This window comes from Arthrobacter sp. 10N44_2 (assembly GCF_056394385.1).
Genome location: NZ_JBFTHT010000022.1, coordinates 1 through 18,613, shown reverse-complemented (window position 1 = coordinate 18,613; position 18,613 = coordinate 1). Strand labels below are relative to the sequence as shown.

Annotated in this window: 17 protein-coding genes and 1 pseudogene; 9 read left to right on the top strand and 9 right to left on the bottom strand. The window is 67.3% G+C overall.

Features of this window, described 5'->3' with window-relative positions:
• The 4 genes from rnc to coaD all read right to left on the bottom strand — a co-directional run bounded on the left by rnc (nt 1) and on the right by coaD (nt 2,184).
• Complete coding sequence (gene rnc, locus AC1DBX_RS18575; RefSeq protein ID WP_079553422.1) at nt 1-723, bottom strand: ribonuclease III; 723 nt, start codon at nt 721-723, stop codon at nt 1-3.
• Nucleotides 724-744: 21 nt separating this feature from the next.
• Nucleotides 745-948, bottom strand: a complete 204-nt coding sequence (rpmF, locus tag AC1DBX_RS18570) for a 50S ribosomal protein L32 (protein ID WP_009356569.1) — start codon at nt 946-948, stop codon at nt 745-747.
• A 36-nt stretch (nt 949-984) separates the two neighbouring features.
• Nucleotides 985-1,509, bottom strand: a complete 525-nt coding sequence (locus tag AC1DBX_RS18565; RefSeq protein WP_476932426.1) for a YceD family protein — start codon at nt 1,507-1,509, stop codon at nt 985-987.
• Nucleotides 1,510-1,683: 174 nt separating this feature from the next.
• On the bottom strand, nt 1,684-2,184 hold the full coding sequence (coaD, locus tag AC1DBX_RS18560; protein ID WP_223916485.1) for a pantetheine-phosphate adenylyltransferase: 501 nt from the start codon (nt 2,182-2,184) through the stop codon (nt 1,684-1,686).
• Nucleotides 2,185-2,232: 48 nt separating this feature from the next.
• Here coaD and AC1DBX_RS18555 point away from each other — a divergent pair, with 48 nt between their 5' ends.
• Genes AC1DBX_RS18555 through AC1DBX_RS18545 form a run of 3 tightly spaced genes read left to right on the top strand, consistent with a single transcriptional unit; the run spans nt 2,233 to nt 5,140 of the window.
• On the top strand, nt 2,233-3,147 hold the full coding sequence (locus AC1DBX_RS18555) for an SDR family NAD(P)-dependent oxidoreductase (protein ID WP_476932425.1): 915 nt from the start codon (nt 2,233-2,235) through the stop codon (nt 3,145-3,147).
• Nucleotides 3,144-4,352: an aminotransferase class I/II-fold pyridoxal phosphate-dependent enzyme gene (locus AC1DBX_RS18550; protein WP_476932424.1), complete on the top strand. Its 1,209-nt coding sequence runs from the start codon at nt 3,144-3,146 to the stop codon at nt 4,350-4,352. The genes AC1DBX_RS18555 and AC1DBX_RS18550 overlap by 4 nt, the downstream gene beginning before the upstream one ends.
• 2 nt (nt 4,353-4,354) lie before the next feature.
• A complete protein-coding gene (locus tag AC1DBX_RS18545; RefSeq protein ID WP_476874034.1) occupies nt 4,355-5,140 on the top strand; it encodes a spermidine synthase in 786 nt (261 codons plus the stop codon).
• On the opposite strand, the gene rsmD is transcribed toward AC1DBX_RS18545, so the two are convergent.
• The 5 genes from rsmD to AC1DBX_RS18520 all read right to left on the bottom strand — a co-directional run bounded on the left by rsmD (nt 5,137) and on the right by AC1DBX_RS18520 (nt 13,319).
• Nucleotides 5,137-5,751 (bottom strand): 16S rRNA (guanine(966)-N(2))-methyltransferase RsmD, encoded by a 615-nt coding sequence (gene rsmD, locus AC1DBX_RS18540; RefSeq protein WP_476932423.1) that lies wholly within the window; start codon nt 5,749-5,751, stop codon nt 5,137-5,139. The genes AC1DBX_RS18545 and rsmD overlap by 4 nt on opposite strands.
• A gap of 39 nt (nt 5,752-5,790) precedes the next feature.
• The gene (locus AC1DBX_RS18535) at nt 5,791-8,043 is read right to left on the bottom strand and encodes an ATP-dependent DNA helicase RecG (RefSeq protein ID WP_476932422.1); all 2,253 of its coding nucleotides are present in this window, start codon (nt 8,041-8,043) and stop codon (nt 5,791-5,793) included.
• Complete coding sequence (locus tag AC1DBX_RS18530; RefSeq protein ID WP_476849017.1) at nt 8,033-9,109, bottom strand: DAK2 domain-containing protein; 1,077 nt, start codon at nt 9,107-9,109, stop codon at nt 8,033-8,035. Before AC1DBX_RS18530 ends, AC1DBX_RS18535 begins: the two co-directional genes overlap by 11 nt.
• Nucleotides 9,110-9,131: 22 nt before the next feature.
• Nucleotides 9,132-10,187, bottom strand: coding sequence for a thiamine-phosphate kinase (thiL, locus tag AC1DBX_RS18525; protein ID WP_374208255.1), 1,056 nt, complete (start codon nt 10,185-10,187; stop codon nt 9,132-9,134).
• A gap of 120 nt (nt 10,188-10,307) precedes the next feature.
• Nucleotides 10,308-13,319 carry a hypothetical protein gene (locus tag AC1DBX_RS18520; RefSeq protein WP_476932421.1) on the bottom strand — a complete coding sequence of 1,004 codons (3,012 nt, stop codon included), beginning with the start codon at nt 13,317-13,319 and terminating at the stop codon, nt 10,308-10,310.
• A 210-nt stretch (nt 13,320-13,529) separates the two neighbouring features.
• On the opposite strand from AC1DBX_RS18520, the gene AC1DBX_RS18515 reads away from it, so the two are divergent.
• The 6 genes and pseudogenes from AC1DBX_RS18515 to AC1DBX_RS18490 all read left to right on the top strand — a co-directional run.
• Entirely contained in the window at nt 13,530-14,105 is a 576-nt protein-coding gene (locus AC1DBX_RS18515; protein WP_476932420.1) for a YdcF family protein, read from the top strand.
• A 145-nt stretch (nt 14,106-14,250) separates the two neighbouring features.
• Nucleotides 14,251-14,535 carry a hypothetical protein gene (locus AC1DBX_RS18510; protein WP_476932419.1) on the top strand — a complete coding sequence of 95 codons (285 nt, stop codon included), beginning with the start codon at nt 14,251-14,253 and terminating at the stop codon, nt 14,533-14,535.
• A 50-nt stretch (nt 14,536-14,585) separates the two neighbouring features.
• The gene (gene wecB, locus AC1DBX_RS18505; protein ID WP_476871190.1) at nt 14,586-15,731 is read left to right on the top strand and encodes a non-hydrolyzing UDP-N-acetylglucosamine 2-epimerase; all 1,146 of its coding nucleotides are present in this window, start codon (nt 14,586-14,588) and stop codon (nt 15,729-15,731) included.
• A gap of 862 nt (nt 15,732-16,593) precedes the next feature.
• A complete protein-coding gene (locus AC1DBX_RS18500) occupies nt 16,594-17,268 on the top strand; it encodes a glycosyl hydrolase (protein ID WP_476932418.1) in 675 nt (224 codons plus the stop codon).
• Between the two features lie 33 nt (nt 17,269-17,301).
• Nucleotides 17,302-17,832: pseudogene (locus AC1DBX_RS18495) on the top strand (IS1634 family transposase); the annotation flags it as partial.
• Between the two features lie 330 nt (nt 17,833-18,162).
• Nucleotides 18,163-18,613 (top strand): hypothetical protein (locus AC1DBX_RS18490; RefSeq protein WP_476932417.1); only part of this gene is annotated, 451 nt, incomplete at its 3' end.

Below are 18,613 nucleotides of genomic sequence, written 5' to 3'. Positions count from 1 at the left end.
CTAGCTGCCGGTCTGGGACTGCAGTTGCTGCGGATCCGGCGCGGACGGGGCGGTCAGCCGGCGCCAGGCGTCGGCGGCGGCTTCCTGTTCGGCCTCTTTCTTGGAGTTGCCGGTGCCGGTGCCGTAGTCCGTGCCGCCGATCCGCAGCACGGCCTCGAACGTCCGGGCGTGGTCCGGCCCGGAGCCGTCGACCGCGTAGTTGATGGTCCCAAGCTGCCGGCTGGCGGCGAGCTCCTGGATGGAAGTCTTCCAGTCGGTGCCCGCGCCGAGGGCGGCGGCGTCCTTCAACAGCGGGCCGACCAGCCGCATGACCAGCTGCCGGGCCGTCTCGATGTCGTTGGAGAGGTAGGTGGCGCCGATCAGCGCCTCCATGGTGTCCGCCAGGATGGAGGCCTTGTTCTTGCCTTCGGTGAGCTTTTCGCCCTGTCCAAGGTAGATGTACTCCCCCAGCCCGATGCTGCGGCCGATGCCGGCCAGCGCCCGGGTGCTGACGACGGCGGAGCGGCGCTTGGCCAGGTCGCCTTCGGGCAGCGTGGGGTTGTCACGGTACAGCGCGTCCGTTACGGAGAACCCCAGGATGGAGTCGCCCAGGAACTCGAGCCGTTCGTTGGTGGGGATGCCGCCGTTTTCGTAGGCGTAGGAACGGTGTGTGAGCGCAAGACGAAGCGTCCCGGCGTCAATAGTGACACCGAGACGCTTCAGAAGCTCTTCAGTTGAAGACATCTTTTTCAGCCTGTTGGCGGATTAGACGTCTGCGACCTTGCGGCCCTTGTACTCAAGGAACAGCGCAGTGCCAGCCGAGTCGGTAACGACCTTTGCCTGGTGCGGCAGGCTGTACGTGACCTGGCCGTTCTCGACAGTCTTCACCAGGTGGGGGGCAGTTGCCTTCCACTGGGAGCGGCGGGCGCGGGTATTCGAGCGAGACATTTTCCGCTTCGGGACAGCCACGGCTAACTCATTTCTCTCTAGAAAAACACTTACAAATCAGTTTTGCCGGTCAGGCTTAGCCAAGTCAGCCAGGGCGGCCCAGCGAGGATCTACGACCTCGTGGTGATGCCCCGGCTCGTCTTCCAGGCGCACTCCACATTCGGAGCAAAGGCCCTGGCAGTCTTCCCGGCACACCGGCTGGAACGGCAGTATGGTGACAACTGCGTCCCGCAACACCGGCTCAAGATCGATCAGATCGTGCTCGACTCGACGTTGCTCTTCTTCGTCTTCTTCGTCGGAGAACACAGCATCCTCGTAGAAGAAAAGTTCTTGCACATCAACCTCTTGGTCATACGCAAGGGGATCCAGGCATCGGCCGCATTCGCCAGTAACTTCAACGTGCGCGGTTCCTGATACCAGAATTCCTTCGTGTACGGCCTCAAGCCGCAGGTTCAGCTCGACATCCGAGCCTTCCTGCACGCCAATGAGCGCCACGCCAAGATCACTTGGCGCGGGTACATGTTCCGTCAGCGTCCGCATGCTTCCCGGACTGCGTCCGAGGTCCTTGACGTCGAACGCCAAGGGCGAACTAGCATCTCGTTTAATGAGAACTCCTGTTGAACATATGACCGACGTACTATCTTAGCCTGAACTTCCGGACGGACTCAAACCGGGGGCACGCCGGCGGTTCACACCACAAGCGGCCTCGGATTCGGGCCCCGCAACCGGCAGCAGGCCGCCGAGTACCGGTCAAGCTTACACTTTGCGCGCCCGGTTCGGGACCGGCTCGCCCGGGGCCAGCCGTTTCAGCACGGAGCGGGGAACAAAGTCCGAGACGTCCCCGCCGAGGGCGAAGACCTCTTTGATGAGGGTGGAGGACAGGTGCAGGTAGTGGCTTTCCGCCGGCAGGAACACCGTCTCGACACCGGTCAGCTGCCGGTTCATCGTGGCCATCGGCAGCTCGTAGTCGAAGTCCGAGGACGAACGCAGGCCCTTGACGATCGCCGATACACCGCGCTGCCGGCAGTACTCGGCCAGGAGACCCTCCCCCACGGGTTCAACCACGATCCCGCGCAAGGACGCGAACGTTTCCCTGGCCATGTCGATCCGCTCCTCCAGGCTGAAGCGGTACTTCTTGGAATAGTTCGTGGACACGGCCACGATCACCTCGTCGAAGAGGCCCGCGGCACGCGCAATGACTTCCAGGTGTCCATTGTGGATGGGGTCAAAAGAGCCAGGGCAAACAGCGCGTCTCATGCTCCGAACCTACCGTATCCGCGCCGCAGCCCGGGATAACATGGCTGAATGTCAGCATCGAACAATCGCGCGACTTCTCCTGTCACTGTGCGGCCTGTCGCTGCGCAGCCTGTCACTGCGCCGCCTTTCACCGTGGACGGCGGCGTGGTCCTGGTCACCGGTGCCGCCAGCGGCATGGGCCGGCTCTACGCCCTCCGCGCCGCCCGGGAAGGCGCCGGGGTGGTGATCCTCTGGGACGTCGACGCCGATACCCTGGCCGGCACCGCCGCTGAAGTTGCCGCCCTGGGCGCCCGCGCCGTCCCCCGCACGGTGGACCTGGCGGATCGCGCCGCGATTGCCGGCGCCGCCCGGGAGGCCCGGGCCGAGGGGCCGCTGGCGCTGCTGGTGAACAACGCCGGGATTGTCCGCGGCGCGTACTTCTGGGACCACGCCCCGGACCGTGACATCGCCCTGACCATGGACATCAACGCCCTCGCCCCCATGTACGTCACCCTTGAGTTCCTGCCGGACATGATGGCCGCCGCCGGCCGCCCGCGCCGGATCCTCAACGTTGCCTCCGCCGCCGGCACGGTCTCGAATCCGCGGATGAGCGTGTACGCGGCCTCGAAATGGGCCGTCATCGGCTGGAGCGACTCGCTCCGGCTCGAGCTTGAGCAGCAGGGCTACGGCCACCTGAAAGTCACCACTTTCTGCCCCAGCTACATTTCCACCGGCATGTTCGAGGGAGCCCGCGGTCCCCTGCTGACCCCGCTCATGACGCCCGAGGACGCCGTGGACAGGGCATGGCGCGCTACGACCGCCGGGCGGCCGCTGCTGATCGCCCCCGCCATGGCCACGCTGGGGAAAGTACTCAAGGGCATACTGCCGGTGCGGGCGTGGGACTTCGTGGGCGGAAAGGTCTTTGGGATCTACACCACCATGGACAGCTTCACCGGCCGGGACGAGAAGGCGGGCACCCGATGAGCCCCCTCATGCCGTTGCCGTGGCAGCGCGCCGCAACCGGCGCCAACCTGCTCTCCCCCGATGGCTCGCTGGGCGTGACGATCTTCGAGGAGATGACCACCCTGGCCCTGAGCACGGGCGCCATCAACCTTGGCCAGGGCTTCCCGGACGAGGACGGCCCCTTGGAGATCAAGGAGGCCGCCCAGGCCGCGATCGCCGCCGGAGCCAACCAGTATGCGCCCGGCAAGGGCATCCTGCCGCTGCGGGAGGCGATCTCGGTGCACCAGCAGCGGTTCTACGGGCTGGACCCGGATCCGCAGACCGAAATCATCGTCACGACCGGCGCCACGGAGGCCATCGCCGCCGCCCTGCTCGCGCTGGTAGGTCCGGGAGATGAAGTGCTCACCTTCGAGCCGTTCTATGACTCCTACGGCGCCATCATCGGGCTCTCCGGCGCCACGCATGTCACCGCCCCGCTCCTGGCCCCGGATTTCATGCCGGACCTGGCCGCACTCGAGGCCGCATTCAGCAACCGCACCAAGGTGGTGCTGATCAACAATCCGCACAACCCGACCGGAGCGGTGTTCCCCCGCGAGGTGCTCGAGCGCGTCGTCGAACTGGCCGCGAAATACGACGCCGTCATCGTCACCGACGAAGTGTACGAGCACCTGACGTTCGGTGTGCGGCACATCCCGATCGCGACGCTGCCCGGGGCGGCGGAGCGCACGCTGACCATTTCCTCGGCCGGCAAGACGTTCTCCTTCACCGGCTGGAAGATCGGCTGGCTCTCCGGGCCGGAGGAGCTCGTGGCCGCCGCCCGGACGGTCAAGCAGTTCCTGAGCTACAGTTCCGGCACGCCCTTCCAGGCCGCGATCGCGGTGGGCCTGGGGCTTCCGGACGAGTTTTACGCCGGCATCGCCGACACCCTCCGGTACAAGCGCGACATCCTCAGCGAGGGACTGCGCGCGGCCGGCCTCGACGTGCTGACCCCACAGGGGACCTACTTCGTCAACGTGGACACCTCACCGCTGGGGATCACCGATTCCGTGGAGCTGGCCCGCAGGCTGCCGGCCCTCGTGGGCGTCGCCGCGATCCCGGTGCCCGTCTTCTGCCACACCGACGGCGCCGAACGCACCCGCAGCCTGCTCCGCTTCGCGTTCTGCAAGCAGCTGCACGTGCTGGAGGAGGCCGCCGAGCGGCTGGCGACCTTGCGCGACAGGCTGTGAACATGGCCGGGCAGCAACCCGGGGCCTCGCGGTTCCTGCGGACCACCGGGCAGCACGCCGTAATCGAACCGGATCCCTTTACCGACGGCGGCTTCGTGCTGAGCATCGGCGGCGCCGAGCAGTCCCACGTCAACCTGGCCGACCCCGCGGACATCTTCTACGAATACCTGCGCAGGATCGGGCACGTGGTGGACCTCGCCGCCCCGTGGGGCGAGCCGATCACGGCGCTGCACCTGGGCGCCGGGGCCCTGACGCTGGCCCGCTACATCCAGGCCACCCGGCCCGGCTCGGTTCAGTACGCCGTGGAGCTGGAGCGGGAACTGCTGGACTTCGTGCTCGCGCAGCTGCCCCTGCCGGAGGGAACCGAGCTGCACACGGTGATCGGCGATGCCCGCGACGCCCTCGCCGGGCTTCCGGCGGACCTGCGCTTCGACGTCGTGATCCTGGACATCTTCTCCGGGCCGGAGGCGCCGGAACACATCGCGTGTACCGGGTTCTACCAGGAGGCGGCGGCCCGGCTGACACCGCGCGGCGTGTTGATCGTCAACGTGGGCGACGAACCCGGACTGACCCTGGTCCGGAGCCAGATCGCGGCCATGCGCCGGGCCATGGCCGACGTCTCGGCCTTCGCGGAGGCCGGAATGTTCACTGGCCGGTACCCCGGGAACATCATCCTGACCGGGACGCAGGGGCCGTGGCCGGAGGTCTGGACGGCGGCGCTCACGGCGCGCGGTCCGCATCCGGCCCGGCTGCTCGCCGGCGTCGATTTGGACGCGCTGGCCGGCTAGTCCCCTGCCTCCAGGTCCACGGCTTCTACAGCGTCCGCGGCTTCCACGCCGGGCTCGGTGAACCACAGCCGGGTTTCGCCGTACTTCTTCTCGGCAAACCGTTCCATGCCCTGGGGCCATGCCGGTTCGGGGCTCCGGGACGAGCGTTCCACCACCACGACCGCTCCCTCGCCCAGGTGCGGCACCAGCTTGGCCAGCACGGCAGCGAGGGCCGGCTCGTCCAGGGGGTAGGGCGGGTCCAGGAACACCAGGTCCCAGATCGCGGCGTCGGCGGCCCGGTCGAGGAACGATTCGACCTTGGAGCGGTGCACGGAGACCACCTTGCGGCCCGTGACGGTGTTGACAAGAGCGGCGTTCCGCTGGCAGACGGCGCTTGCCTTGGCGTCGAATTCGACCAGGTCCACGGAGTCCGCGCCGCGGCTGCCGCTCTCCACCCCCAGCGAGCCGGATCCCGCGTACAGATCGAGCACGCGGGCGCCGGCGATGACGTTGAAGGCGTCCAGCCGGGAGAACAGGGCCTCCTTGACACGGTCGGTGGTGGGCCGTGTCAGGTTCCCGGGCACGCTGTTCAGCGTGCTGCCGCCGGCCGCCCCGGCAATGATCCGGCTCATGCGCGGACCCCTGCGGACGTGCTTGCCTGGCTCGTGGTCCTAGCCGCGTTCAAGGAACGCCTCCTTCTCGGGGTTCAGGTATTCATCGATCGCGGCCGCAAGCCGGGGCTGGCCCGCCAGCGCGGGATCGGCGGCCACGATCCGCTGGGCGTCCTGCCGGGCCCGGGCGATCACGTCCTCGTGTTCGAGGACGCGCAGCAGCTTCAGCGTGGAGCGCCCGCCGGACTGCGAGGCGCCCAGGATGTCGCCTTCCCTGCGGAGCTTGAGGTCCTCCTGGGACAGTTCGAAGCCGTCGGTGGTGGCGGCTACGGCATCCAGGCGGCGCCGGCTCGGATGGCCCGGCTCCAGGGTGGTGACCAGCAGGCAGGTTCCGGGCAGCCCGCCGCGGCCCACCCTGCCGCGCAGCTGGTGCAGCTGGGAGATGCCAAAACGGTCAGCGTCCAGGATCACCATGAGCGTGGCGTTGTGGACGTCCACGCCGACTTCGATCACGGTGGTGGAGACCAGCAGCTTGGTTTCGTTGGCCGTGAAGGAGGCCATGGTCTCGGACTTCAGCACCGGGTCCTGCCGGCCGTGCAGCGGCGCCACAGCCACCCCGGCCAGGGCCGGTTCGTCCTGGAGATGTTCCACGACGCCGGTGACCGAGGCGAGTTCCCGGGAACCGTTCTCGCCTTCGAGGTACGCGGCGGACGGTTCGGCCTCGCCCGGGGTGAAGTCGCCGTCGTCGTCCGTGCCGATCTTGGGGCAAACGACGTAGACCTGGTGGCCGGCGTCGATCTCCTCCCGCGAACGGGACCAGATCCGGGTGGCCCACCCCGGGTGTTCCGCGAGCCCCACCACGTGGGTGGAGATCGGGGCGCGGCCGGCGGGGAGCTCATCGAGCACGGAGGTTTCGAGGTCGCCGAACACGGTCATGGCCACGGTCCGGGGAATCGGGGTGGCGGTCATGACCAGCAGGTGCGGCGGTTTGCTGGCCTTGGCCCGGAGGGCGTCGCGCTGCTCCACGCCGAAGCGGTGCTGTTCGTCCACCACGATCAGGCCAAGGTCGTAGAAGGAGACGTTGTCGCTGAGCAGGGCGTGGGTGCCGATCACGATTCCGGCCGTTCCGGAGGCGGCGTCGAGCATGGCCTGCTTCCGCGCCGCGGTGGGCATGGAGCCGGTGAGCAGGGTGACCTGGACGGCGTCCGGGCCGAACCCGCCGAGCATCCCGTCCCGGGAGAGCGGTCCGAGCGTGCGCCGGATGGATTCATAGTGCTGGGCGGCGAGGACTTCGGTGGGCGCCAGCAGGGCAGCCTGTCCCCCGGCGTCCACGACCTGCAGCATGGCGCGCAGTGCCACGATCGTCTTGCCGGAGCCCACCTCGCCCTGCAGCAGCCGGTTCATGGGCGAGTCCTGGGCGAGCTCATCGGAGAGCGTCTTGCCGACGGCGGCCTGGCCGGCGGTCAGCGTAAACGGGAGCTGGCGGTCGAAGGCGGGCAGCAGCCCGTCCGGTGCCGGGCGGCGGGCCGTCGCTTCCTCGGCGGCGAGCTGGGCGCGGCGGCGGGCCAGGGCCGACTGGAGCACCAGGGCTTCCTGGTAGCGGAACCGGTCGCGGGCCCGCTGGTAGTCCGCCGGTGTTTGCGGGGCGTGAATCAGCCGGTAGGCGTCCGCGACCGGCAGGAACTTCTCCCGCGCCGCGATCTCGGCGGGCAGCGGGTCGCCGAGGGTTTCCAGTTCCACGGTGTCCAGCAGCGTCGAGATGACCTTCTGGATGGACCAGCTGGTCAGTTTCGCCGTGGCCGGGTAAACCGGGATCGGCATGGCGGCGAGCTTCTCGGGGTCGATGCCCGGTGTTTCGGGGTCCTCGTCCAGCAGCAGGAAATCCGGGTTGGTCAGGCCGAGGGATCCGGCGTAGCGCGTAACCTTGCCGGAAAACATGGCGCGCCGGCCCGGCTGCAGCTCGGCCTTGGCCCGGAACCCGTTGAAGAAACTGACCTTGAGCGTACCCGGCAGTGCGCCGGCGGCCCGCGTGGAAGCGGCACCGCCGGCGTCGTCGGAGATCACGACGTCGGTGAGGGAACCGCGCCGGGCGCGCATGGGCCGGGTGCTGTTGGAGACCACCCGGGCGATCAGGGTCACTTCCTCGTCCAGCGGGACCTCGCTGATGGGCGTGAGCTCGCCGCGGCTGAGGTAGCGGCGGGGAAAATAGTTCAGGAGCCCGCCGACAGTGGTGATGCCAAGGTGTTTTTCGATGACAGCCGCGGAGCGCTTGCCGATGCGGCGCTCCAGGCCCAGTTCAAGTTCAGCGTGCATGTCCGTCGGGGTTTCGGGTTTCGGCGGCACGCGCAGTGGCAACTGTAGGGGCTGCGGTGGCGGCAACTGTGGCGGCCGGTGCCTCCGGGTCGCGCGGGACTGCGAGCTCGCTCACGGAAATGTCCGTGGGCTCGCCCAGGGAACGGATCAGCGCGACGGCGAGGTCCGCATCCAGGACGTGGACGTGGACGCGCCAGCGGTAGAGCCCGGCGGCGTCGGCGCCGCCGCCGACCTGGCTCATGATCACCGAGTCGCCCATTTCGTCGAGCCGTTGGCGCATCATTGCGGCGTCCAGCGGGGACAGGGAAATGGTGCACATGACTTCGACACCTTCGTCGCGCGGCATGCCGACGTGGATATGCGGATCCTGGACGTCGTAGCCGTGCAGTCCGTCCAGCAGTTCGCTCTGGAGCTCCTCGCCCAGCACGGCCGAACGGAGGCAGTCCAGGATGAGCAGCATGCCCACGCCGCCGGCGTCCACCACGTGGGCGGCCTGCAGGGCAGCGAGCTGCTCCTCCGTGCGGACCACGGCGGCCAGGGCGGCCTCGACGGCGGCGTCCAGGGCCAGGCCCAGGGTCTGGTTGCTGTCATCGCCGTCGTGTGCGGAGTCCACGGCGGCCGCGGCCCGGGCGGCAGCCTCCATGACGGAGAGCATGGTGCCGGGCACGGGATCACTCAGCGCGGACCAGGCCCGGATCTGGGCCCGGTTCAGGGCCGCAGCCAGCAGGGGTGAGCTGATCCGGGTGTGCCCGGCCAGGGGTTCGGCGGCAGCGCAGAGGAAGACGGCGAACAGGGTTCCCGAGTTGCCGCGGGCCTGCTCCATGGCAACCTGGCCGGCCTGCGCCAGGACGGCGCCAACGTCATGCAGGGTCGGGTCCGGCGCCGCGTGCGCCGCCCCGTCCGGGTGTCCCGGCACGGCGGCGTCCGCGGCGTGGGCCGCGGCGCGGACAGTCAGGTAGAGGTTGGTGCCGGTGTCGCCGTCGGCTACCGGAAAGATGTTGATGGCGTTCAGGCGGTCGCTGTGGTTGCCGAGCGTGGTTTCCGCCTTGCCCAACCACCGCTTCATCGCTTGCGCGTTGGCGGCAATCTTAGTCTGCAAAGTGATCCCATCCCACAGCGTCAGCGGGCCTGCCCGCGATCGTTACTCCCGTGCTTTCGGTTGGTGCAGGGGCCTCTACCGAGCCTATCGCAGTGAACCCGGGAGGGAGCGGAACCCCTGCCGGGAAAGTGGCGAGCAGCCCATGGTCTTCACCGCCGCCGAGGACCCAGGCCATCGGGTCTGCCCCCAGCAGCTCCGACGCCGGCAGCAGCGGGGCGGCCAGCTCCTTCAGGGCGGCGGCGTCCAGGTTCAGCATTGCGCGGCTGGCGGCCGCCATGCGGTTTCCGTCCCGGACCAGGCCGTCCGAGATGTCCATCATGGCGGACGCCCCCGCCTCACGGGCCAGCGGTCCGGCGGCGAGCGGCGGCTGCGGCCTGCACTGGGTGTCCAGGAGGGAACGCTGCCCGGCGGTCAGGGCGCCCACCGGGACGCTCGACTCAAGCAACGCCAGCCCGGCGGCGGCGCGGCCCACGGTTCCCGCCAGGGCCACGGTGTCCCCCGGCCGGGCCCCGGAGCGCAGGACGGGCTCCTTGCCGTCAAGGGTCCCCAGGATCGCCACGCTGACCGCCAGTTCGCGGCCGCGGCCGAGGTCGCCGCCGGCCACCGCGCAGGCCGGAGCCCCCAGGCCCCTGATGCCGGCCACGAGGCCGTCCGCGAAATCCTCCACCCAGGAGACAAGGGTCTCCGGCGGCATGGTCAGGCTGACCACAACGGACGTGGCCCGGGCGCCCATGGCGTTGATGTCGCTGAGGTTTTGCGCCGCGGCCTTCCAGCCGACGTCGTACCCGGTGGTCCGGTAGCCGTTGTTCCATTCGAGCCGGAAATCCTGGTCCGCCACCTGGGTGTCGATGCTCAGCACGGTCCGCCCGTCCGGCGCGGCGACAATCGCGGCGTCGTCCCCCGGCCCCAGCAGCAAGTACGACGCCGCCGCCGGTCCGCCATTGGGCTGCGGGATCGTCAGCCGCGGAAAGATGCGTCCCAGCAGCTGGGACTCCGAGAGGCCGGCAACGGTCAGTGCGGCGTCCGCGGGCAGGGCATCGGGCACGGCGGTTTCGGGGACAGCGGTTTCGGGCACAGGTTCGGGCACAGTTTCAGGCACAGCCCTACGCTACCGCGAGGGACTGACCGTGCCGGACCGGAGGGTTCGAAGGAACCCTCCGGTCCGTCAGTAGGTAAGGGACTGGCACCCCAGCGCGGACACCCCGGTCCGCAGGACGCCGGCCCCGGCGCTGGAGACACAGACGGTGTACTTGCCCCGCGCCTTGATGGGAATGGCGGCACGGTAGCCGTGGTTTCCCGTCACGCCCAGCGCGCTGTTTACATCCGGCCGGGCCAGGTTGGCCGTGACGCTGTAGCTCTTGGAGCTCGAATCCGGTGACTTCACGGTGACGCGGACCGGAACACTCTGGCTCGTGAAGCCCGGATCCATGGCCCAGCCGGTCGCCACGATCGATTTATTCGTGCTGGTCCCGGAGAGGCGGGCGGTGTCGAGGTAACCCCGCACCGGGGCTGCGGGCTGCGCAACCACATCCCGGCAGCCGAGCAGCGTGTTGCCCGCACTCAGCGGGCTCACGGAGATGCCGTATGCGCACACGCGGTAGCGGCCGGACAGGGTGATCGGGATGCTGTTCTGGAATCCGTGGCTTCCGGTCAGCGAAAACGCGGCATTGACGTCCGGCCGGGTCCCGTTCGCGGTGAAGGGGTAGCCCTTGGTCTTGCCGTCCGGGCCCGTGACGTAGATATGTACGGCGTTGGAGGCCGCCGGTGTACCGGGTTCGTAGGTCCAGCCGGAAGCCGTGATAACCGCCGACGGCGTCCTGGTCTGCACCACAATGTTGTCCACGTAGCCGACCGGCCGCGCAGCAAGGGTCGCCGTAGCGTTCACGCAGCCCAGGAAGCCGTTGCCCTTGGTCAGGGTCGCGACCGCGATTCCGGTGGCGCAGACGCGGTACGTACCGGCCTTCGTCACGCTCACGGATGTCTGGTACCCGTGCGAACCGGCGATCCCCATGGCGGCGTTGACGTCGCTCCGGGCAGCGTTGGCGGGGGTGGTCACTGACTTGGTGCTGCCGTCGGGCGCCGTGACACTCAGCTGGACGGGGATCGACGCCGACGGGACGCCGGCGTCGAAGGACCAGCCTGCGACGTCCAGCCGCGCCGAGGACCCGGCGTTGATGAACGCCACGGAATCCAGGTATCCGGTGGGCGGGTCACTGACGGCCACCGGGACGTTGCGGCAGCCCAGGGTGGTGTTACCGGCAGCAAACGGGGCGACGGGGATGGCGTAGGCACAGACCCGATACGTGCCGGTCTCCGTCGCCGGGACGGTGACCGCAAACCCGTGCGCGCCGCTGACCCCCAAGGCCTGGTTGACGTCCGGGCGCTGCAGGTTGGCGGTGAAGGCCTGGCCGGTGGTGGCCCCTGCGGGGCTGGTCACGTAGACGTGGACCGGGATGGACGCGCCTGCCTGGCCGCGGTCCACGGCCCAGCCCCGCAGCTTGATGGACGGTTTGCCAGACACCATGGCGGTGGTGACCTCATCGAGGGATCCCTCGGGAGCGGGCGTGCCGGCCAGGGTGAGGGTCCGGCAGCCCAGTGCTGTGTTGTTGAAGATGCCGATTGCATAGGCGCAGGCTTCATACTGTCCGGCCGCTTTGACGGTGATCGACTCCTGGAAGCCGTGGTTTCCGCTGATGCCCAGCGCCGCATTGACGTCGGCGCGCGGTTTGTTCGCGGTGAAGGCATGGCCAGCCGTCGTGCCGTTAGGTGCTGTGACATAGATGTGCGTCTGGGTGGAGGTGGAGGCCGCGGCCGGATCCACCGACCATCCGCGGACGTTGATGGTGGCGCCGGACGAGGTGACCGCGAGGGCTGCGCTGTCGAAGGAGCCCTTCGCGGGCGCACCCGGCGGACGGATCGTCACGGTAGCCGCGGTATCGCTGACAGCGCCAATGGAGACCTTCGTGCCGGCGTGCGTCGTGAAAGTCTGGCCGGCCTGCCAGGCCTGGGTGTTGCTGTAGTAGCCGTTGAAGGCAGTTGCCCGGGTATTGGGCGGAAGCAGGATCGAGGTGTTGCCTCCGCCTTGCTGAGTGATCTTCACGCCGCGGTTTCCGTCTTGCGCAATGACGGAGTCGTAACCGACCGGGGTGCGGAGTTCCAGGAAATAGACCTCGCCGGATTTCGGGTCCGTGAACTTCGCTGCGCGGTTGGCACCCGTTCCGGCCCAAGGCTTGAGGTTCACCGTGCGGGGGGCGGACAACGTGCCCAGGTTGGCGATCTCGTTACCGTTGCCGAACCGGCCCATTTCCCAGAAGCTGGCGCTGATTTCCGGCATGATGTCGAAGTGCGAGATGCCCATCAGGTCCAGGTTGTCGCCGTAGGTCTTGATGCTGCAGGTGGCATCCGCAAACCCGGCGAATGGCCCGGAGGCCACGTCCATGGCCCCGCTGCCGCACAGCAGGCTGTTGGCATGGTCCATGCCAAGGGCGTGCCCGAACTCATGTGCCAGGACAGGCGTGGAGAGCTGGCTGTTTTTTGGCATCAGGATGCGGCCGCCGATGTTGCCGTTGCTGTAGGTCATGCCCGCGGCGCCGTTTGTGAGGTAGGCGCCGGGGATGAACATGACCAGTGCCGTGTAAGAACTCTGCGTCCAGCCCAGCTCCTGGGAGACGATGTCCACAATCTGCGCCGGCGACTGCTTGGAGGTCGCGGCGGACTTGTGCAGCTGGCGCGAGGAAGTCAGCGCAATGTCCACCCGGCCCGCGGTGGCGTAGGCCCAGTAGCGGTTGGCGGCGCTGAGCGAGGCCTTCGCCGCCGCCATGGGGACGGCCGCGTCCGTTTCGGCGGCAGACTTGTCGGCCAGCTGCACCGTCACCAATGTGGTTTTCAACGTACCGGCCAGCGGCGCGCTGACGTAGGTGTACTCGGACTTGGCCCTGCCTGCGGGCGGTTCCGGACGCACAAAGTCATCCACCTGCGGCTGCGGGCTCGGGTCCGACACCGCCGGAACAGCACCTGTCGGCACGGCACCAGTCTGCATGGCAGCCGCCGGCGCCAGCGCTCCGGCGGACACCTGTCCGGCGGCCGGCACCTCGACAGCGGCCACGGCGGCCTGCGGCAAGGTTGCTGCCAGCATCACGGCGGCAATCACGGTTGCCGCTATGTTTAGTTTTCGCAAGATTGCTCGCTTAGGGGTGAGACCGCAGGTGGAGACCTGTTGGTGGGAGCGACGTAAGTTGCCTACAGCATAAACGGCAATCCACATCTGTCACCCCAGTAACTTTGATCTCCAAAATCACAACTGCATCACGCATTCTTTTGTCCAAGTTTTGGCGCAGTACCGGCGCACCATTTCGCCACCTGAAGACCGCGTGCCAAACTCTTAGCCGTGCTTCCTTCCGTCGCCGCGGTGAATACCGCCACCCGCAGGGTGCTCGCCTTCGCCGTCGGGGGCCTCCTGCTGTGGCTGCTCATCGCCCTTCAACTGTTCGTCAACGTGGAACCGCTCAGCACGCACCGGACGGACGCCGTCATCATGCTCGGCGGCGCGGCGTCCGAACGACTGCCGGTGGCCCGCCAGTTCCAGGCCGAATTCCACGTTCCGGTCCTCGTGATCTCACACACGGACACGTTCGGCAATCGGGAGGCGGATGAGGCGTGCAATTCAGCCGCCTTCCCCAACGCGGCCGTCATTTGCTTCCGCCCCCCGGACCTGGACACCCGCGGCGAAGCACTGGCAATCTCCAACCTGGTCAAGGCCAACGGCTGGAAGTCCGTCACCGTAGTGACATCCAGCTATCACCTCACCCGTGCGGGGCGCCTGATTGGCCAGTGCACGACGGCGGACGTACAAATGGTTGCCTCTCATCCGGACCTGGATTTGGGCCAATGGTTGCGGCGGTTTGTGGTCGAAACCGGAGGATTGATCGATGCTTCCTTGCGGCCGGAATGCGCCAATCAGTGAGCGGAAATGTAACAATTGAACCTCAACCGGCTGAACTGGTCAGCCGGTTCGGGCATCTGACCCAGGCGAGGAGGACACGCTGGAACACTCTCCTGACGGCCGTCCCCCTCTGGTCGCCGCGCCACGTCACCTGCGCAGGCGGCGCATGCACGCCGAGATCGCAGACACCCTCCTAGTGCCCGGGGCGGAGCCAGTACCGTATAAGGAACCGTCGGCCGAGCAGGATGCCAGAACACAAGACGCCCCGGAGCGGGAGCCTACAGGCCCGGCCGCTGAAGCTGCGGCCCAGGCTGCCGCTATCCGGGAAAAAGAAGCCCAGCAGCTCATCCGGGCCGCATCATATCGGCGCAAGCGGCGTGTGGCGTTCTTGGCCATGCTCTTCGTTGTCATCGCGGTGCAGGCCATCGCGCTTGCCCTTTTCTTCGGCTGAACCCGGGCCAAAGACCTTACCAACCACTCGCACACCCTTGGGGAATGACCATGCACAGCATCATGCCGATCTTCGGAACCAGGCCGGAAGCCATCAAGATGGCACCGATCGTCAGCGCGCTCCAGGAGTCTCCACTCTTCCGCTGCATCGTGACGGTCACCGGGCAGCACCGCGAGATGCTGGACCAGGTCAATGAACTTTTCGGCATCGTTCCGGACCACGACCTCAACATCTTGCAGCAGGGGCAATCCCTCTCGGCCATCATGACGCGGACCATCGACGGTCTGGAGAAGCTCTTCGCCGGCACCCGGCCGGACGCCGTCGTCGTCCAGGGCGACACCACCACCTCCACCGCCGCGGCCATCGCAGCGTTCTACCACGGCATCCCTGTGATCCATGTCGAGGCCGGGCTGCGCAGCGGCGACCTGCTCTCGCCGTTTCCGGAGGAGGCCAACCGCAAGGTCACAAGCCAGATCACCCGCCTGCACCTGGCACCCACCTCCACTAGCCGGGAAAACCTGGAGAGGGAAGGCATCAGTCCGGAGGACATCGTGGTGACTGGCAACACCGTGATCGATGCCCTGCTCACCACGGTGGACAAGCAGCTCCCCTTCACGGACCCGCGGCTCGAAGACCTGGACGCGAGCGGCTGCCGGATCCTGCTGGTCACCACGCACCGGCGCGAAAACCAGGGCGAATCCATGCGCAACGTGGGCCGGGCGCTGGCCCGGATCGCCGACGCCGAGCCGGACCTTGTCATTGTGCTCCCCGCCCACAAGAACCCGGTGGTGCGCGAGGCCGTGCTTCCCGCGCTGGAAGGCAAGGCCAACGTCCTGGTGACGGAGCCGCTGGCCTACGGCGAATTCACCCGCCTCCTGTCCCGGGCGCACATCGTCCTCACCGACTCCGGCGGAGTGCAGGAGGAAGCGCCCAGCCTCGGCAAGCCCGTCTTGGTGATGCGGGAAAACACGGAGCGGCCCGAGGCCCTGGAGGCCGGGACCGTGAAGCTGATCGGCACGGACGAGGAGCGGATTGTTGCCGAGGTGACCCGCCTCCTGCACGATTCCGCGCACTTTGCCGCCATGGCAAACGCAGTGAACCCCTACGGCGATGGCAAGGCCGCAGCCCGCACGGTGGCGGCCATCGAGGAGTTGCTGGGCGTCGGCTACCGGACGGCGGAGTTCAGCGGGGCGTAGGCGCCTCAGCGGACGCGGACCAATGTCCGGCGCCGCTCACGACCAGCCTTTGGCATTTTGGGGACGAACCTGTCCGGCAGTTCGGCGCCGTGAAGTGCTGCGATGCGGTCAAAGACCGCGAGGCGCTTCGGGACGCGCATCACGAGCGCATCGACAAACGGATGCGAGATGAAATTCTGTGCGAGTTCGCCTCGGCCGACTGTACCTCTCCGCACGAATTCGTCCGCCACAAAACTTAGGGACGGAGAGTCTTCGTCGGAGCGATCAAAGCCTGGAGGATGCATATCCGCTGGAACTCCATTCCCAATTCACCACGCCGGAATTGCGAATGCACCCCGTTGACACGCCGCTCGGGCGCCAGTTTAAGGAGGCAACTTCCACGGGCAAAATGCAGTGGTCGACGGTGCCCTGCGGTCGCATTCCCGTGGTGAACCGACGGGGGCATTCATGAAACAATGGAGGTCGAGCCGCCGAGGACGCAGGTTTGCCGCAGTACTTCGCCAGCACAGGGCTTTACCCACACTGCGCTGTTTGACCACCACGCCCTCACGACTGTTACCGGTCCGCCGGGTGATGGGCGCCAGTTCGACCACGATGCCAGGGGGTGCATATGGACCGCAGGACCTTTCTCACCATCCCCCTCGCCACCGGCGCCGCCGCCTTGGCGGCGTGCACTCCGGATACGACCCCCGGGCCCCGGCCGCCGTCGGCGCCGCCCGCGCCGAGTGTTGCTCCGAACACACCAAGAGCCACGCCAAGAGCCACGCTGCGACCCCGCCGGCCCAAGCCCGGATATGCGAGCAAGGGCGTCGGTATGCCCCGCTTTAATGGATTCGACTTCGATGAGCTAGATTCGCTGGACTTGGACTGGTTTTACAACTGGGGAGCAAGCTACCCGTCCCTCCAGCCGGCTTCGAGGCAAGCCGCTGAATATGTGCCGATGATCTGGGGGCGCGGATCTTTGGAGCGGAAAGCCATCGCGCAAGTACGCTCGGAGGTACAGTGGACGGGCGCCAAACATCTCCTCGGCTTCAACGAACCTGACTATGATGCCCAGGCGGACATGTCAGTGGGCACTGCCATCAAGCTCTGGCCGCAGCTGGAACAATCGGGCCTCAGACTGGGGTCTCCGGCTCCGTTTCAGGCGCTGGGCGACTGGCTCAAAAAATTCATGGACCAGGCAGCAGCGAAGGACTTGCAGGTGGATTTTGTCACGATGCACTCCTACGCTTCGCCCCGTGCAGACTCATTCCTGAAAACGGTGCAGAAGCTGCATGAACGCTACGGAAAGCCAATATGGATTACTGAGTTTGCCGTGGCCGATTGGAAAGCCACGGCCTCCTCGCCCTCCCGGTTCACGGAGAAAGAAATTCTGGCTTTCATGAAGGAAACCGTTGCCGGGCTCCGGGAGATGTCCTACGTGGAGCGCTTCGCCTGGAAGACCAGGGTCCACGGCGATCCCATCATGGGGGCCTCTGCCCTGTTCCGGAACAACGGGTCACTGACCCCCACGGGCGAGCTCTACCGGTCGCTCTAACCTTGATCCACCGATGATGGTCGGAGCCGGCGGGTGAACAAGGCCGGGAAACGGTCGAGTACGAATCGGCGTTACTCCGCCGGTCCTTCCGGCAGGACGGCAAGGTCAAGCACGAGACCCTGGCGAACCCCTCGGCGCTGCCGGAACCGGCGATCTAAGCGGTCCGCGGCGCGCTGGCCGGCAAACCGGCGGTATTCTCCACCGAGAATCCGGAGGCCGCGCAGTCCCTTCCCCACGGCCACGTTGCCGCCGTGGCCGTCCAGGCCAAAGCGCTCGGGATGCCCGCGCTACTGGGGCGGGCCGGGCGGATGCGGGACATTGCCTTCGCCCTGGTGATCCCGCGGATCTGCCTTCCCGCATCGAAGCTGGCGACCACCCGGTGGTGGGCCGACACCACCCTGGCCGAGGACCTCGGCGTCCCCGGGGCCACCACGGACGAGGTCTACGCCGCGATGGACTGGCTCGAGGTCCGGCAGGAAGGAATCGAAGCCAGGCTCGCCGCCCGGCACCTGACGGAAAAAAGCGAATCCGGACCGGCTCGCCCTGTTCGATCTGTCCTCGTCCTGCACTCGTTTGAAAAGCGGAATTAAACCCGGTGCGGTTCAGACGGTTCACCCGTGCTATCAGGGCTTCCGACAAACCCGGGGCGATTCGTCCGCTAAACTTGGACGCTGAATACGACCTTGAGGGGGAATGCGTGGTAATTGCTAATGGGAACGTGCGCATCGATCACGCCATGGCCGGGGCTAGGTCCGATACCTGTGGCGCGGGGCGTCGAGATGGCAACCGGAGCCTCGCGGGATGACGTCGATCTGTTTTGTCTCCGAAACTGGGCGGAGCGAGAGGCCGATCAACGACCCATCGGTACGGTACCGGTGCTATCACCCAGCAGAGGTGCTGGCTGGCCAGGGCAACTTCGCCTCCGTTTACTCGGCCGCGCAATTCTACAAAGACCCGAATTTCGATCACGACGTTTACGTCTTCCACCGGCCCAACAAGGCCCGCGGGAACTTCCTACCTGTCCTCCGTCGTCTGCGCAGTGCCGGCAAGACGCTCATCGCCGACTACGATGACCTCATTTTCGGCGACGAGGGGATCGCCCTGCAGTCCTCTGCGGCGAAGAACGGCACGCTGACACCCGAGAGGGCCATCGCCGCATTCGCGAGCAACCTGTCGGGCCTGGGCGAGTTTGACAWGGTGACCGTCTCGACTGCGCCGCTTGCGCAGCGGGTGAAGGACTTCAACCCGGACGCTGACGTTAGCGTCGTGCCGAACATCATCCCGCCGTCGATCCTGTCTGTCCATGGCGAGCTGGAGACGTACCTAGCGCCGCGCCCGCATACGG